Genomic DNA, 16526 nt, shown 5'->3' with positions numbered 1-16526 from the left:
TTAAGTGATGAAAAGAAGGAATTGGCTGTAGCAAGCGGTAAAAGAATTGTCGAAATGGTAAAAGAAGACTTGAAGCCATCAGACATCATGACTCAAGAAGCCTTTGAAAATGCAATTGCAATGGACATGGCTCTTGGAGGATCAAGCAACACCGCACTTCACATTCCAGCTATTGCATACGAACTTGAAGAGAAGGGAGTTCATGCAGACTTGGACTTGTTTGATGAAATCAGCGATAAGGTAGCTCACATTGCACTCCTATCCCCTGCTGGTGAAGACACCATGGCAGATTTGCATGCAGATGGTGGTATTCCAGCTGTATTGAAGACAATAGAATCAAAATTAGACACCAGTGTAATGACCTGTACAGGAAAAACCTTGGAAGAAAACCTCAAAGATGCTAAGGTAACTGGTAATGGAGTCATTCACACACTTGATGATCCTATTCATGAAGCTGGAGGGCTTACAGTTCTCAAAGGAAACCTTGCTCCAAACGGTTCAATCGTAAAGTCTGCAGCTGTACCTGAAGACATGATGCAATTAAAAGGGCCTGCTAAAGTCTACAATAGTGAAGAAGATGCAGTTGAAGCTATTTTCAATCATGAACTTAAAGAAGGAGATATTCTTGTAATCAGATGTGAAGGACCAAAAGGAGGTCCTGGAATGAGAGAAATGCTTAACCCAACTTCTGCAATCATGGGTATGGGCATCAAGAATGTAGGTCTCATTACAGACGGACGTTTCTCTGGAGGAACCAGAGGCCCTTGCATAGGTCACGTATCTCCTGAAGCAATGAGTGGCGGACCAATAGCTGCCCTTAAGGATGGAGACATCATTGAAATCGACATCACAAACGGAAAATTGAATGTTGAAATGTCTGATGATGAAATTGCAGAAAGAATTGCAAATGCAGATTTGCCTGAGAAAAAGGTCAAAGGATGGTTGAACATCTACAGACGTTCCGTATCCTCTGCAGATGAAGGAGCTATTTTAAGATAAGCATTTATCATATGAGGGTATTTTAAAATAACAATCCTAATCTCTCTTTCTTTTTTATTTTTTAATTGATTTCTTGATTAAAACTTTTTACAAAAGGAAGTGGCTATGAATGAAAATATTGCTTACTACAGACACTTATGAAAATCAAATTTGTGGAGTTAATGCTTCAATAGCCATTTTAAAGGAGGAATTGATTAATCAAGGCCATGACGTTAGGATTCTGCTATTTTCCAAAGATAGAAAATCAAAAAAAATAGGCAATAATTATTTCATCGGTTCATTTTCACTTAGGTTGATTGACTTTAGGCAATCCTTTAAATTCAATGACAATTTGATTGATGAAATCATTTCATGGAATCCTGATATTGTTCATATTCAAACGGAATGGTATGCAGGAATAGTTGGAAAAAAGATTGCCAAAGAAACCAACTCTCCATATATCAACACCAATCACACTTCATGGGAAGATTACACAAGGGGTCTGATTCCTATGGGGTTCATAAGGAAATTATTTTCAAAAATACTTCTTAAAAGATGCTACAAGGATTCTTCAGCCATTGTTGTTGTGAGTGAAAAGATGATTTCATATCTTGAAGAAATTCCCATATCCCTCCCTACTCATCTAATCCCAACAGGGGTTGATATAGATATGTTCAATCAGGATTTGTCACAAGAGGAAATAAAGGCATTGAAATCAGAACTTAATTTAACCGAGGATTCAAAAGTATTGGTTTATATTGGTAGAATTTCAAAGGAAAAGAATCTTGACGAACTCTTGGATTTTCTTTCGGATTTGATTTCAAGAGATGGCAACATTAAGCTTATTCTTTGCGGTGTAGGGCCACGTCTCAAGCACCTAAAAAACAAGGTCAAGAAATTAGGATTGTCTGATAATGTGGAATTTACAGGTGTAATCCATCCGGATGACACATATAAATATTATAAGATTGGTGATATCTTTGTTTCACCATCAAGATGTGAAACCCAAGGCATCACATATATGGAAGCCCTTGCCTCTTCCCTGCCTCTCGTATGCAGATATGATGAATCTTTGGATGATGTCATTCAATCTGGATTCAATGGATTTACGTACAGAAGCAAAGAAGAATTTATCGATAATGTCATTAGAGTATTTGAAATGAAAAATGAAGATTATGAAAGTTATATTCAATTAAAAAACAATGCATTCAAATCCTCTTTCAGGTTTTCAAAAGGGAAGTTTGGAGAGGAAATGGAAAAGTTATACCTTAAGATATTGGAAATGAGGAGTTGAGATTTTTATGATGGAAAATAGGAAAACTAACATATGTTGCTATCTATTGTTTGGTCTTTTGTTTATCATCATGCTGACCGTATATGGCTATGGGGTCTATTTCCTTAAGAATCTGGGCCTTTCATATGTGGACATTGGAACAACAATAGCCATTTCTGCATTATTGGCATCAATTTTGCAGCCTATCTTAGGACGAATAGCCGACACCTATCATTATCCATGGCAAAGGATATTGCTCATCTTAAATCTCATTTTGATCATATCAATCCTTTCAATGTTCATCCTCCCTAATAATCATTCCTATCTGATGTTTGCATTGATGATCATTGCATCCGGATGCATGTATCCCTTCATAACATACTCTCCATTCTATTATGAGCATCATGGCATAAAAACCAATTTTGGAGTGGCTAGAGGATTCGGGTCATTGACATTCACAGTTTTTGCACTCATCATTGGATTTGCGCTAAGGGATATGAATTTCATGGTCATTCCATTATTCTCATTGGCATCTTCAATAATGATGATGATTATTATTTGCCTGCTTCCGGATTACGGCTATAAGGATAACTTTGAAAAGAGGGACTTCAGAAAAAACATCTTTAGCAAATATCCTGTTTTTACCCTATTTCTAGTTTCACTGATATTTCTCATGACTTTCCAGAATCTATTTGAATGCTATATGATAAACATAATTGAAAATGTCGGAGGAAACATTTCCAATGTAGGAATTTCCAATTCATTGGCTGCTGTTTTGGAGCTGCCTGTCATGTTTATCTTCATAAAGATACTGGACAAGGCGGATGCTAAAAAGTTAATCATAATAGCAAGCCTCTTTTATATAGTTCGTTCCATTATGATCTGCTTCGCTCAAGACATTGTCATAATATACCTTTCACAGATTTTGCAGATGCTGACATTTGCTCTAATCGTACCTGCTTCAGTTCATTTGACCAATGATATGATTGAAGACAATGACCAATACGAAGCCCAAGCATTTTTAGGTGCAACCGTTACTGTAGGTTTAATTTTTGCCAATTTTATTGGAGGAAATGTCCTTCAATTGTATGGAATAGATGTTTTACTTCAGGTATTGGTTCTACTCACAGTTTTGGGCAGTGTTTTTGCATTGATTACATTAGCATTCAATGACAAATTTAAACATCTTGAATAAGTTTAAATTTATTTTAAAGCTTAAAAATTACTTTAAAATAAAAATAAATAAATATTATCTCTTTTTTTAGCATTTAAAGATGTAAGTAAGCACTTGCATTCGATTATCTTTATATATGTCCCTTTTCAGATATAGTATTAGGAATGAATAAATTATCTATTTTTTTAAAAAAATCTAAAAGGGTAAAAAAATGAATAGAATAAACAAATTAATCTTATCTTTAATATTAGTATCTATTGCAATTGCAAGCTTCGGCTTTGCATCTGCAGCAGACATGAATCAAACTTATGAAACTGATTTAGAACTTGAAGACGAATATGTGGATGTCGAAAATACCGATTCTGATGAAGAGATTTATTGCGTTTCCCCTTCCATGCCTGATGATGTCGAATCTGTCGATGATGAGTGTGAAAACGCCGACTTTTCTGCTGATGATGAGTGTGAAAATGCCAATGCTTCTCTTGATGGAGAAAATAACGAAACAAGACCAATAGTAGGTCCGAAGATAGTCGTAAATAACGATTCTGGAAATTCTTCAAAAAGTCCGAAAATCGGGCCTTATGTGGATAGTGGCAATCAAACAATTCCTGTTTCCATCAACACTCCTGGAACCTTTGAAGAACTCCAATCTTTGATAAACAATGCAAAAGAGGGTTCTACCTTATATTTGACAAGAGATTATTACGGTCATGAAGGAGCTAGAATTATTTTAAATAAAAATCTAATCATCAATGGTTTGTGCCATACTATAGATTGTAGGGGAGCAAAGAATTGTATTGGATTTGTTTCAATTCTTGGAGAGGTAACCTTAAAGAATCTTAACATCATCAACGGCCGAAATGATTACAGTTATAATGGTGGTGCTATATCTATTTTAGGATTTGCTAGATACACTCTCATAAACTGTAAGTTCATAAACAATTGGGCAGATGACTATGGTGGAGCAATCTACAATGGTGCCAACCATCAATTAACTATCAAAGATTGTCTATTCAGAGGAAACACTGCAGATGACTGTGATGGTGGAGCGATCTACTCCAAAGGTGAAGTAAATATAGAAGGTTCCCAATTTGAAAACAACAAGGCATATGTTGATGGCGGAGCAATCAAGTCTGAAATGAATGTGAATGTGTTCAATTCCTCATTCTTATCCAATTCTGCAAAGGGTGCAAATAGCCAGTGCTATGGCGGTGCAATCTGCTCCAAGGCTGATGTGTATGTTGACAATTGCATCTTTAAGGAAAACCTTGCACAAGATTATGGTGGAGCAATCTATGCAAAAAACATACACATAAACAGTAAACAATCATCAAAGTCTTCTTTTATTTCCAATAAAGCTGAAGATAATGATGGCGGAGCATTATATGCTGAAGAAAAAGTTAATGGGGATAATGTAGAATTCAACTACAATAGTGCATATGAAGATGGAGGAGCGGTTTTCTGTAAAGATGCCGATTTCAAAAACGCTCTTTTTTCAAGTAATACTGCAAAGGGAGCATTAATTGCTGATTGTTATGGTGGAGCAATATTTGCAAAGGAAACTGTAAACTTATATAAAAACTGTGAGTTTAGATATAATTATGCAGAAGACCTTTCTGGAGCAATAGAGGCTGAAAACCTAAACTTGTGGGATAAGTCCATTAAGTTCTGGGGGAATGATATAGGTAAAAGAGACCCATGGTACTGTGAGTATGTGTCTTACGGAGGCATTTGCTTCGAATATTTAAATGAGGTTACCGCACATATCCATCAACTCTTTTAATATCTTATAATCTTTTCATTTAATATTTTATAATTTTTTCATTTTTTTACCTTTTTTGATTTGGGTTCTTGAGGAAGTGATTATCATTTCCATTGCTATCCCATCTGTTCTTTTTTCTTCTATTTTTTTATATTTTTCCATTCAAATTTGGATTAAATTTAAATATTTTATAAAAGATATTATCTATATTATAAAGACATTAAGAATTTTATTCGATTGACTAATTCTTGATTTTATAATTCTAATAATTTATTTTAAAAAAAACAAAAAAGGTGTTATTTTGGATATAAATCTAAAAGAAATAGCAGTTTATGTAGTCCTCATCATTGTGGTTCTTCTTGCTGCACAACACTTGAATGTTGTTGTATCAGGAAGTATGGAACCTGTCATGTACAGAGGAGATATTGTAGTATTGGAACAGGCTAACCTGTTAGGATTCCATGAATTCTCTCCAGATGATGTCAAGGTTGGAGACATTGTGGTATATAATGCAGCTTGGCATGAAGGACCTGTTATTCATAGAGTGATTGACATTGGTCAAATCAACGGCACTACAGTATTCAAGATTAAGGGAGATAACAATAATGTTGCTGACCCTTATTACGTTACCAAAGGACAAATCAAGTCCAGGGTATTGACTTTTAATGGTCATCCATTGATCATTCCTAAAGTAGGGTATATCTCCATATGGATTAGAGGGCTTTAGAATTTTTATGTTTTCTAACATAGGTTGATTGGAGGACTTTAGAATTTTTACAGTTCTCATATACATCCCCCTACTGAATGGAGGACTTTAAGTTTTGATGATTAATTATATTGATTTTATAATCATTTTAAAGAATAGTTTCATATATTAAATCAATTTTAATTAATCGTTATTTCAATTATTATGATGATAATTTTTTTACAGAAAATAGCTTTGATGTATGTATGGTAAAAGCTATTAAATTTATATTTATTCGGTGTTTATATGTACTTTAAAATAAAATCTGAAGCTCAAGAAGCTTTAAAAAAAGCAGTTGACCAATTCGACTGTGATTTTGATGATGAAATCAAATTGGAGTTTCCGCCTAATCCTGAATTAGGTGATTTGGCCAGTACCGTTTCATTCCAATTGGCTAAACATTTAAGAAAGGCTCCAAATTTGATTGCTCCTGAAGTTGTAGAGAAAATCGAACTTCCTGAAATATTTGCAAAAGTGGAAGCTACCGGACCTTATGTAAACTTCTTCATCAATCATGATATCTTTGCAAAGCAATTGTTGGATTCTGTAGATGAGGATTACGGTCAATTGGATAAAGTTGATGAAAAGATCATTTTGGAACACACTTCAGCTAACCCTAATGGACCATTGCATATTGGCCACATCAGAAACTCCGTATTGGGAGATTCATTAAGAAGACTTTTAACCACTGCAGGAAGGGAAGTGGATACCCAATACTATGTAAACGATATGGGAAGACAATTGGCTATGATCGTTTTCGGTATGGAAGAGCTTGGCTTGAAATTGGAAGACCAGCCTTCTGAGAAAATAGACCATAAGGTCGGTGAATTGTACTTCAAGGTCAATCAAATGTTGAAAGAGGATGAGTCCTTAGGTGATGGTGTTGACGCAACCATCAGAAAATATGAAGGCGGACCATCCGAGCTTGATGAAAAGTTCGAATATGCTGTAAACAGCTGTCTTGATGGTGTAAAGGAAACCTTGAAGAGAATGAACGTTAAGCATGATGCATTTGTTTGGGAAGGACAATTCGTAAGAACAGGTATCGTAGACAAGATCACCAATGAATTGTATGAAATCGGTTATGCAAGAAAAGAGGATGTATTGTACTTGGATTTAACCGAGTATGGTATTGACAAGCATCTTGTCTTAAGAAGAGCTGATGGAACCTCACTCTACTCTACAAGAGACATTGCATACCATATCTACAAATGCAAAAAATGCGATAAGGTATTGGATATCTTTGGTTCAGACCACAAATTGGCTGCAAGACAAGTTGAGCTTGCACTTGAAATACTCGAAGAGATTGAACCAAACAGCGACAAGATGGAAGTCATCTTCTATGAATTCATCACCTTGCCTGAAGGGTCCATGTCTACAAGAAGAGGAGTGTTCATTTCTGTTGATGAATTGATGGATGAAGCTGTAAAGAGAGCTAAAGAGGAAATCACCTCCAGAAGACCAGAGCTTGATGAAACAACAATTGATGAAATTGCAGAGCAAATAGGTATTGGTGCAATCAGATATTACATTGCAAGATTATCCCCTGAAAAGCACATCACATTCAAATGGGATGAAGCATTAAGCTTTGAAAGAGGTTGCGCTTCAATTCAATACGCTCATGCAAGAGCTTGCAAGTTACTTAAGAAAGCTCAAGAGGAAAATGGTATTGACTTGGCAAATATTCAAGCTGAAGAAAACTGGTCATTGGATGAGAATGAAAAAGAATTGGTAAAATTGATTGCTAAATTCCCAAGCTTGATTGAAGATTCAGCAAATATAAAAAGAGTTCATCCAATAGCTCAATACTGTCAGGATTTAGCTGGTGCATTCAACAGATTCTATAAGGCAGAGCAAGTAATCGGTTCTGATGTAGAAAATGCAAGATTGATTTTAGTTGAAAAAGCTAGAATCACCTTAAGAAATGCATTGAATATTTTAGGAGTTTCTGCTCCTGAGATGATGTAGCCCAGCTTTTCCGAGCCTTCGGCTCGCAAAACCTGGACCAAAACTTTTTCCAAGCTTTTACTCGCCTTCGGCTCGTAAAACCTTGACCAAAACTCTTTTCACTAGTTGGGAGTACTTACCCACTAGTTTCTTTTTTTATTTATTCTTAAATTTTTATTGAAATTTCTTATTATTTTATCTATTTTAATCTATTTTAATCTATTTTTAACTGGTTTCTAATGATGATGTTGGTATTTAATCTATTTTTCCAAATGGTGTATCGTCAAGTGATTTCATCCAATTGATCACTGTTCTTGTTATTGGATATACAATGATTTCATAAATTACCTTGAATGCTCCTTGACAGATTATCATTGTAATCAAGACCTCATTTGGCATGGTTCCTGCAAATGCGATTGTGATGAAGAGTATTGCATCTAATCCTTCACCAAATAGGGTACTTATTGAACATCTTGCAAAGAGGTAATCTGTATATCTTTCCTTTAGGATCTTCATAAAATAAGCGTTGACATATGATCCTACAAGGTATGAGATGAAGCTTGCTATCAATATTCTTGGTGTGCTTCCTAAAATTATGTTGAATGCATTTGCACTTGCAGCATCTGTTCCAGGTAGTGCCATTGCTATCTGATATGAAACAACAGCTATCAGGCTCATTACAAAACCGAGATAGATGGTTCTTTTTGCAAGTCTGAATCCATAGATTTCTGTAAGGACATCCCCTATGATATAAACTATTGGAAAAATGACAACGCCGCAAGGCAGAATAAAGTCGTAAAATGAGAATGTTTTGGATGCGAGGATGTTTGATATGATAAGGCATCCGCAGAATACCCCAGTTATTATTGGATATAGTTCCATCTGACTTGGCCTATTCTTCAGAAGACTCATTTAATCCCCTCAGCACCAATAATATTTTTTAATTTTGATTGGGTTAATTATTTATATTAATTTTTCAACCCTTTCCTTAGCTTCAACCACTTCAGAGTCAGTATTGTCAAATTCAAGGAATTTTTCATAATTCTTCAAAGCGCTTTCGTACTTTTCTCTGTCTTCTTGGATGATTCCAATCTCATAATATGTGTAGTGATAGTTTGGATTGATTCCAAGTGCAAGGGAGAATGCTTCAAGCGCATCATCATCTTCCTCTAAAGCATGCAATGCAACCCCTTTGTTGTGGTATGCATTTTCCAATTCGAAAATGGTTTCATAAGGATTGTCGCTGTATCTTTCAATACATTCATCCAATGTGTCTACAGCTTCCTGATGTTTTTGAAGCTTGATTAAACAGCTTCCTTTTAAAAATAGAATGTTAGAATTATTTTTATCAGATTTTAAAGCTTGATTGTATGTTTTCAATGCATCATCAAATCTTTGATGGTTTTCAAGGACATAACCTTTGCTCATCAAATCGTAAATGTCACTAACTTCAGTGTCCATGACTACATCATAGACTTTTGAAGCCTCTTCGTAATTGTCCATGAGTTCATAGGTGTTTCCTTTTGAAATCAATGCGGAAAGGTTGTTTGGATCCAATTCCAATGCCTTGTTGAAACAGTCAATTGCATCTTCAAACTGTTCGGTTATTGTTAAGACAGTTCCCTTTTGAATGTATTCCTGAGCTGTTGTTGGTTCAACATCCAACATCGCATTCATGTCATCAATGACTCTTTGTTCATCAATTTCCATTGTGTTTCCAGGTTTTATGATATCCTCATCGGTTAGTGCTTTGGATTCATTTTCAGCCATTTCCTCATTTTGTGCCATCAATGTTTGGAACTCAATGGAATTCATTAGGATATTTGCAACTTCAGGATACTCTTCAATGATGATATCCATGTATCTTGCTGCCTCTTCCCTATTGTTTTCTTGCAGTGCAATTGTAATCTTATTCACCAAGTGTTCTAATGCAGGGTCATTAAAGTCCATATTTTCACCCTTTCCTAAATACTATAATTAATTGAAGTCAATTCTATAAGAAGTTTTATTTTTTTAAATATTTAATCATTTATCGTTGCTATCAGTTTTGCAATTCCTTCAAGAAGTAGTACAATACTCCTTTTTGAGCATGCATTCTGTTTTCAGCTTGGTCATAGATTACGGAATGAGGTCCGTCAATCACTTCAGCGCTTACTTCCTCTCCTCTTATTGCAGGTAAGCAGTGCATGAAGATTACATCGTCATCTGCCAAGTCGATAAGCTCTTGGTTTACTTGATATTCCTTGAAGTCAGCTCTTCTTTTTTCAGCTTCAGCCTCATCACCCATACTTACCCAAACATCGGTATAGATAACGGCAGCATCAGTTACAGCAGCCTTCACATCACTTGTAATTGTGATTGTTGAGTTGTTTTTAGCTGCATATTCTTCAGCTTTAGCTACAATTTCTGGATTTGGTCTGTATTCATCAGGACAAGCTACTGCCATATCCATTCCTAAACATCCACAGATCAATAAAAGAGAGTTGCATACATTGTTCCCGTCACCTACATAAACGAACTTGCCGTCAAATCCACCTTTATGCTCTTTTACAGTTAACATATCTGCCAATGCTTGACAAGGGTGTTCCAAATTGGTCAATCCGTTGATGATTGGAACATCAGCTTCATCTCTAAGCTCTACAACATCATCGTGTTCGATTGCTCTGATCATGATTGCATCACAGAATCTTGATAATACCTTTGCGGTATCCTTGATTGGCTCTCCTCTTCCCAATTGGATGTCATTGGTGGAAAGGAACAATGCGGTTCCGCCTAATTCATACATTCCAACTTCGAAGGAAACTCTTGTTCTGGTAGATGATTTTTGGAAAATCATTGCTAACTTTTGGTTCTCAAGAGGTTTTTCCTCCATCTTTCCTGCTTTGAAGTCACTTGCAATATCCAAGATTCTTGTGACTTCATCTTCAATATCACTTACTGATAAAAGACTTCTCATTTTGACTCCTTCATAAAATTTATTTAAATCTTAAAATTTGTATAATGCGTAATTAGTATAATTTCATTATAATAAAATTAATTATTTATCTTTAATATTATTAAAACTTATCACTTTTTAGAGGGTATTTAGTATAAAAAATAGGTTAAGATAGTTTAAAAAGTAATTTTTTATAATGAATAAAATCAGTTAAAATAAGAAAAAATTAAATTAAAAATCTGAAAGTGTTCTTTGCTTTAGATCAATGTCTTCATGAGCCTTTATGTTTTCTTCTCTTGCCAATTTGACAAGTCTTCTTTGGTAAATCAAAGCTTTTTTGAATTGATTCTTATCATTCAAGTATGAAATGATCTCTTTTAATCCTTGGATTTCTTCTTCAACAGTGTATTTCCTGCTTATTTCAGTATTGTCCTTAGTTTCTAAAATATCCTCCTCTTCTTCTTCAGGACTGATTATTTCAGCTAATGTAACTACACTTTTTTCACCAAGTTCAGACATTTTCTCTAGGGATGATTTAGTTTCTGTAGGTGCTTCTGTTGCTTCAGTAGTTTCTTCAACTACTTTAACCACTTCTTCTTCCTCATCATCTTTTTTAGGTTCAAGGAATTTTCTTAATTTAGCTCTGATCTTTTCCAAATCAAAGTTTGCATTGGCTATTTGCTCTTTAGGATTTTCCAAAATAAGTTCAAGATATTGATAGGATGTTTTTGATACATTTTCAACAAAGCTTTCAAGCTCATGTGGGACTTTGCTTTCGATAAATTCCGCATCATTCTTTATGCTTTCATAATTGTCCTTCACCATCTCGTTCAAGACCAGAATGGTTTCAAGATTATCTATCAGCAATCCTCCTGCAAGATATGATTTGACGATTCCTTCACTTGCAAGGTTCTGGGTCTTGAGTTCAAGATAATTGTCAAGTGTATTGTAGATTTTCAAAAGTTCTATCTCTTCGAAATCTTCTAAAAAATGAGTGAGTTTGATTTTATATTCGTTGATGAGTCCTATAAACTCATCATTATTGTAGTATTCGACTAAAATGTCGATTTTTAATAAAATAAGGCTTTCTTCAGCGATAGCATTGTCTAAATATTCGTCACAAACCTTTAAAGCTTTAAGGTATTTTCCTTGTCTTTCTAACTTTTTAACCTTTTTCAAGGTTGCATTTTTGGATTTTGCTGATTTAGACATAAAATCACCGAATTATTAGTAGTCTATTAGTCTAAATTTAAAGTATTAGTTGTTAATTAGTTAAAAATAACTAATTAACTGGTTTTTAAATTTTGGTTTTTATTGAATAGATTAAAAATAATCTATTTCTTTCTTTAACTTTTGGTTTTTATTGAATAGATTAAAAATAATCTATTCGTTTCTGATTGCTTCCATATGGTCGATACGTTTTTGGATTAATTTTTCAGTTCCAACGTCTCTTCTATGGTAAACATTTCCTCCAACTAATCCGCAAGCTTCTTCAGCTATCTTTTCAGCTTCAGCAATGGTTTTGCCTTGCGCAACGATTCCTAAAGCTCTGGAACCTGAGAGATGGATTCCGTCTTCCTCTTGGCTTACAGCTGCGTAGAAGACTTTTGCACCAAGTGCTTCAATAGCTTCCTCATCAACTTCAATGAGCTCTCCTGCATGAGGGGTGTCTGGGTATCCGTCAGGTACTATGTATTTGCATACGGAAGCCAAGTCTTCAAATTCAACTTCTCCAAGATTGCCGGCAACGATATCCTTACAGATGTCAATCATTGGGGTCTTGAGTAATGGAAGTACATTCATTGCTTCAGGGTCACCGAATCTTGCATTGTATTCAATCAATTTAGGGCCGTCTTTGGATAACATGAATTGACCATAAAGGATTCCTTTGTATGGGGTGGTTTCCTTAGCTATTGCCTTTAATGTTTCCTTCATGATTTCAACAGCTTCATCATAATCCTCTTGAGTCATGAATGGCAACAATCCTCCTACATCAGAGTATGAACCCATTCCCCCAGTGATTAATCCTTGGTCGTTTTCAAAAGCATGAGGGTGGTCTTGTGCTGCAGGCATTGGAGCCAAGTTTTCTCCATCACAGAATGCTTGTATGGTGAACTCTTCACCAACAACCTTTTCTTCGATGATTACTTGTGCAAATCCTCCCATTGCATTATCCATAACCTCTTTTGCATATAATTTTGCATCTTGATTGTCCTTAAGGTGGTCACCTACAATCTTTACACCTTTACCACCAGTCAAACCTACAGGCTTTACTACAACGTCCTTGTCATATTCATCAAGGAAAGCGCTGATGTCTTCGAAATTGTCGAATACTTTGTAGGTCAAAGATCCTTTGATTTCGTATTTTTCAAATAGGTTTCTCATGAAGGATTTGTCAGTTTCAATCCTTGCAGATTCCTGTGCCGGTCCGACACAAGGGACTCCAGCTGCTTCAAGAGCATTAACGATTCCTTTTCCAAGAGGAGCTTCAGGTCCGATTACAGCGAGCTCGATTCCATTTTCCTTTGCGAATTTAGCCACTTCATCCACTTCACCTTCATCTCCTTTCTTAAAGGTGGATATTTTACTGATTCCAGGATTGTTCTTGCTCATGTAAGCATATAATTCTACATCATCTTTTATCAATGCATCACAGATTGCATGTTCTCTTGCACCGGTTCCAACAACTAATACTTTCATTTTTTCAAGTCTCCATCAAGAGTTTTGTAATTTAAATAATCATGAGATTTTTCTAAGAAAACATCATCATATATTTATTTTGTTTCTGATTATATATTAAGTTTCAAATTTTAATATATGTTAATATTTATATCTATCTTAGGATATATATTATTATATTACAAATCAAAATATAAAATTTTAAATTTTTTGTGCTTATATAATTGCAAAGATAAATTTTAAGATTTTGGATTGTATTTAAAAATCGATTATCAAACTTATATAAATTATTAAAATTAAAGGACGGATGAAAATGAGAGGCGGAGACGCTATAATAAAAGCTTTAATGGATAAAGGTGTTGACACCATATTCGGATACCCTGGAGGTACCGTAATTCCATTTTACGACATGCTATATGACTCAGACTTAAGGCATATACTTGTCAGACACGAACAATGCGCAGCGCATGCTGCAGAAGGTTATGCAAGAGCTTCTGGTAAAGTTGGTGTCTGTTTAGCTACTTCTGGCCCTGGTGCAACCAACTTGGTCACTGGTATTGCAAATGCATATATGGATTCATCTCCAATAATTGCAATCACCGGACAGGTTGTAAGTAATTTAATCGGTAATGATGCATTTCAAGAGGTAGACATAATGGGTATTACAATGCCTATTACAAAGCATTCTTACCAGCCAAAAGATGCAAACGACATTCCAAGCATTATAAATACCAGTTTTGAAATTGCTTCTACAGGCAGAAATGGGCCTGTATTGATTGATGTTCCTAAAGAAGTGCAAGAGCAAGAATTAGATGATTATGTGCTCGGAACAATCCCTACTCCTGGTTACAAACCTACCATTAAAGGTAATTCCAAACAAATCGCAAAGGCAGCTCAAATGCTTAAGAGTGCAGAAAGACCACTCATTTTAGCTGGTGGAGGTACCATCTTGGCAGGTGCTGGTGAAGAGGTCAAGAAGATTGCAGAATTAGTCAAGGCTCCTGTGGCAACCACATTGATGGGTAAGGGTATTGTTGATGAGAAGGAGGACATATCCATTGGAATGCTTGGTATGCATGGAAAACAGGTAGCTAACCAAAATGTCAACAAGACTGACTGCTTGCTTGCAATAGGATGCAGATTCTCTGACAGAACAACAGGTAAATTGGAAGAGTTCCTCCCTGAAGCTAAAGTTATTCATATTGATATTGATCCTGCTGAAATAGGCAAGAACGTTGCTGTAGACTTGCCTATTGTAGGTGATGCAAAGATTGTATTGAACCAATTGATCAATGAATTGGAAGGTTCAAAGATTGATGAAAGCGCTTGGTTCAAATCTATTGTAGACTTTAAGAAATCTACTATACCAAGAGTAAGCTATGATGACATTCCACTTAAACCTCAACAGGTAATCAAGGAAATTGCAGGTGCAATAACCGAAGACACCATCGTAACAACTGATGTAGGTCTTCACCAAATGTGGGCAGCACATTTCCTCGACATTTCAAAGCCTCGCAAGTTCATTTCCTCAGGAGGTCTTGGAACTATGGGATTCGGTTTCCCTGCAGCTATTGGTGCTAAGGTTGCATGTCCTGATGATGCTGTACTTGCAATTGTAGGTGACGGCGGTTTCCTTATGGTTTCCCAAGAGCTTGCTACAATCAAGGAACATGACATTCCAGTGGTCATTGCAATGCTGAACAACAGAAAGTTAGGAATGGTTTACCAATGGCAGAATAAGATGTACAATAAGAGATACTCTGAAACTGACTTAGGAAACACTCCTGATTTCGTCAAATTGGCTGAAAGTTTCGGAATCAATGCAGAAAGAGTTGAAGAGGTTGACAAGACTCAGGAAGTATTGTCTAAGGCATTGAAGGATAATGAATCCATGCTTATAGAAATCACTGTTGAAAAAGATGAATTCATACCAATGTTCCCACCAGGTGGAGGCATAAATGACCTTCTTGGTGAGTACAAGTATGAAAAAGACGTTGCAGGAGGAAAATAAATGAGCGAAAAATCTCATGTTATTAGTACTTTGGTAGAGCACAAGCCAGGTGTACTTCAAAGTGTTGCAGGATTATTGAACAGACGTGGATTCAATATTGACAGCATAACTGTAGGTGCATCTGAAGTTGAAGGGTTGGCAAGAATGGTCTTTGTTGTAAAAGGTGATGAAAAGGTCTTGGAACAGGTCGTCAAGCAATTGCACAAGCTTGTTGATGTTGTAAAGATCAAGGACCTTGACCCTGAATACGTTTTAAAAAGAGAGCTTTGTTTGGTTAAAGTTAAAACAGGCAAGGCAAATGTGAGGTCTGAAGTCATACAATATGCAGACATCTTCAAAGCTAAAATAATTGATGTATGTGATGATTTCATTACAATGGAGGTTACAGGCCATCCGGACAAGATTGATTCATTCTTGAAATTGCTTGAACCTTTTGGAATCAAAAAAATAGCTCGTACAGGACCTACTGCAATCGCAAGAGGTCATCACTAGTTAAGGGATTTTCTCTTAACTATTTCTTTTATCTTTTTTTTTAAAATTTTTATCATGCCTATCATATATTTTGATTTTTTATGGGATGAAAATCTTTCAACAAGAAGATAAATTAATTTCAAAAAGATTTAATAAAATGTATCGTAAATATGGGGTTACTTATTCTTCCAATGATCCTCCGGAAGGAAATAAGACTGAGTTTTTAAAAGGACTTTATAAATTTTCCCAAAAACATTATACAAAAGGAACATATCTAATTAATAATGATCATATTTTAAAAGGAGCTTACCATATTTATATTTCATTTTGGGGTGTTGATTTAGGTGTTTCTTATGTAATATATCAACTTTTCCCTAAAGAAATTTTCAATAATAAGTGAGGGTGGAAGATGCTATCCAATTTAAAAATTAAAATCTTATTAAAAAATGCAAAAAAATTTTTTGATGAGGGTGATTTTGATGAGGCATTGATAAATTTTGATAAAATTCTATTGTTAGATAATACTAATGAAGAGGCATTATATAAAAAAG

At 35.2% G+C, this 16526-nt stretch carries 14 protein-coding genes; 9 read left to right on the top strand and 5 right to left on the bottom strand.

Going from position 1 to position 16526, the window contains the following annotated elements; all coding sequences use genetic code 11:
• From ACKI67_RS10120 to argS, 6 genes are all read left to right on the top strand, one after another.
• Positions 1-999, top strand: a 999-nt coding sequence (locus ACKI67_RS10120; RefSeq protein ID WP_407463412.1) for a dihydroxy-acid dehydratase, incomplete at its 5' end; no start/stop codon positions are given.
• A 109-nt stretch (positions 1000-1108) separates the two neighbouring features.
• Positions 1109-2272, top strand: coding sequence for a glycosyltransferase (locus ACKI67_RS10115; RefSeq protein ID WP_407463410.1), 1164 nt, complete (start codon positions 1109-1111; stop codon positions 2270-2272).
• A 7-nt stretch (positions 2273-2279) separates the two neighbouring features.
• Complete coding sequence (locus ACKI67_RS10110; RefSeq protein WP_407463409.1) at positions 2280-3446, top strand: MFS transporter; 1167 nt, start codon at positions 2280-2282, stop codon at positions 3444-3446.
• A 190-nt stretch (positions 3447-3636) separates the two neighbouring features.
• Positions 3637-5208, top strand: a complete 1572-nt coding sequence (locus ACKI67_RS10105) for a hypothetical protein (RefSeq protein ID WP_407463408.1) — start codon at positions 3637-3639, stop codon at positions 5206-5208.
• A 286-nt stretch (positions 5209-5494) separates the two neighbouring features.
• Positions 5495-5914 (top strand): signal peptidase I, encoded by a 420-nt coding sequence (locus ACKI67_RS10100; protein WP_407463413.1) that lies wholly within the window; start codon positions 5495-5497, stop codon positions 5912-5914.
• Positions 5915-6178: 264 nt separating this feature from the next.
• Positions 6179-7900, top strand: coding sequence for an arginine--tRNA ligase (gene argS / locus ACKI67_RS10095; protein WP_407463407.1), 1722 nt, complete (start codon positions 6179-6181; stop codon positions 7898-7900).
• A 234-nt stretch (positions 7901-8134) separates the two neighbouring features.
• On the opposite strand, the gene ACKI67_RS10090 is transcribed toward argS, so the two are convergent.
• The 5 genes from ACKI67_RS10090 to purD form a co-directional block, all read right to left on the bottom strand.
• Complete coding sequence (locus tag ACKI67_RS10090; protein WP_407463405.1) at positions 8135-8791, bottom strand: queuosine precursor transporter; 657 nt, start codon at positions 8789-8791, stop codon at positions 8135-8137.
• Between the two features lie 51 nt (positions 8792-8842).
• Positions 8843-9829, bottom strand: a complete 987-nt coding sequence (locus ACKI67_RS10085; RefSeq protein ID WP_407463404.1) for a tetratricopeptide repeat protein — start codon at positions 9827-9829, stop codon at positions 8843-8845.
• 91 nt (positions 9830-9920) lie between these two features.
• Positions 9921-10835 carry an ornithine carbamoyltransferase gene (argF, locus tag ACKI67_RS10080; protein WP_407463403.1) on the bottom strand — a complete coding sequence of 305 codons (915 nt, stop codon included), beginning with the start codon at positions 10833-10835 and terminating at the stop codon, positions 9921-9923.
• A 210-nt stretch (positions 10836-11045) separates the two neighbouring features.
• Positions 11046-12026 carry a hypothetical protein gene (locus ACKI67_RS10075; protein ID WP_407463402.1) on the bottom strand — a complete coding sequence of 327 codons (981 nt, stop codon included), beginning with the start codon at positions 12024-12026 and terminating at the stop codon, positions 11046-11048.
• 171 nt (positions 12027-12197) lie between these two features.
• The gene (gene purD / locus ACKI67_RS10070) at positions 12198-13514 is read right to left on the bottom strand and encodes a phosphoribosylamine--glycine ligase (protein ID WP_407463401.1); all 1317 of its coding nucleotides are present in this window, start codon (positions 13512-13514) and stop codon (positions 12198-12200) included.
• A gap of 292 nt (positions 13515-13806) precedes the next feature.
• On the opposite strand from purD, the gene ACKI67_RS10065 reads away from it, so the two are divergent.
• The 3 genes from ACKI67_RS10065 to ACKI67_RS10055 all read left to right on the top strand — a co-directional run bounded on the left by ACKI67_RS10065 (position 13807) and on the right by ACKI67_RS10055 (position 16375).
• Positions 13807-15504, top strand: a complete 1698-nt coding sequence (locus ACKI67_RS10065; RefSeq protein WP_407463400.1) for an acetolactate synthase large subunit — start codon at positions 13807-13809, stop codon at positions 15502-15504.
• Positions 15505-15996, top strand: a complete 492-nt coding sequence (gene ilvN, locus ACKI67_RS10060; RefSeq protein WP_407463399.1) for an acetolactate synthase small subunit — start codon at positions 15505-15507, stop codon at positions 15994-15996.
• Between the two features lie 85 nt (positions 15997-16081).
• Positions 16082-16375, top strand: a complete 294-nt coding sequence (locus tag ACKI67_RS10055) for a hypothetical protein (protein WP_407463398.1) — start codon at positions 16082-16084, stop codon at positions 16373-16375.
• The last annotated feature ends 151 nt before the right edge of the window (positions 16376-16526 follow it).

The sequence above is a fragment of the Methanobrevibacter sp. genome, from assembly GCF_045577275.1.
Taxonomy (GTDB): Archaea; Methanobacteriota; Methanobacteria; order Methanobacteriales; family Methanobacteriaceae; genus Methanobrevibacter.
Note: the sequence above shows the minus strand (reverse complement) of the source record. Positions and strands in the feature narration are given on the sequence as shown.

Coding starts and splice junctions, on each gene's coding strand:
- ACKI67_RS10115 (WP_407463410.1), top strand. CDS start 1,109: ATGAAAATATTGCTTACTACAGACACTTATGAAAATCAAATTTGTGGA.
- ACKI67_RS10110 (WP_407463409.1), top strand. CDS start 2,280: ATGATGGAAAATAGGAAAACTAACATATGTTGCTATCTATTGTTTGGT.
- ACKI67_RS10105 (WP_407463408.1), top strand. CDS start 3,637: ATGAATAGAATAAACAAATTAATCTTATCTTTAATATTAGTATCTATT.
- argS (WP_407463407.1), top strand. CDS start 6,179: ATGTACTTTAAAATAAAATCTGAAGCTCAAGAAGCTTTAAAAAAAGCA.
- ACKI67_RS10090 (WP_407463405.1), bottom strand. CDS start 8,791: ATGAGTCTTCTGAAGAATAGGCCAAGTCAGATGGAACTATATCCAATA.
- ACKI67_RS10085 (WP_407463404.1), bottom strand. CDS start 9,829: ATGGACTTTAATGACCCTGCATTAGAACACTTGGTGAATAAGATTACA.
- argF (WP_407463403.1), bottom strand. CDS start 10,835: ATGAGAAGTCTTTTATCAGTAAGTGATATTGAAGATGAAGTCACAAGA.
- ACKI67_RS10075 (WP_407463402.1), bottom strand. CDS start 12,026: ATGTCTAAATCAGCAAAATCCAAAAATGCAACCTTGAAAAAGGTTAAA.
- purD (WP_407463401.1), bottom strand. CDS start 13,514: ATGAAAGTATTAGTTGTTGGAACCGGTGCAAGAGAACATGCAATCTGT.
- ACKI67_RS10065 (WP_407463400.1), top strand. CDS start 13,807: ATGAGAGGCGGAGACGCTATAATAAAAGCTTTAATGGATAAAGGTGTT.
- ilvN (WP_407463399.1), top strand. CDS start 15,505: ATGAGCGAAAAATCTCATGTTATTAGTACTTTGGTAGAGCACAAGCCA.
- ACKI67_RS10055 (WP_407463398.1), top strand. CDS start 16,082: ATGAAAATCTTTCAACAAGAAGATAAATTAATTTCAAAAAGATTTAAT.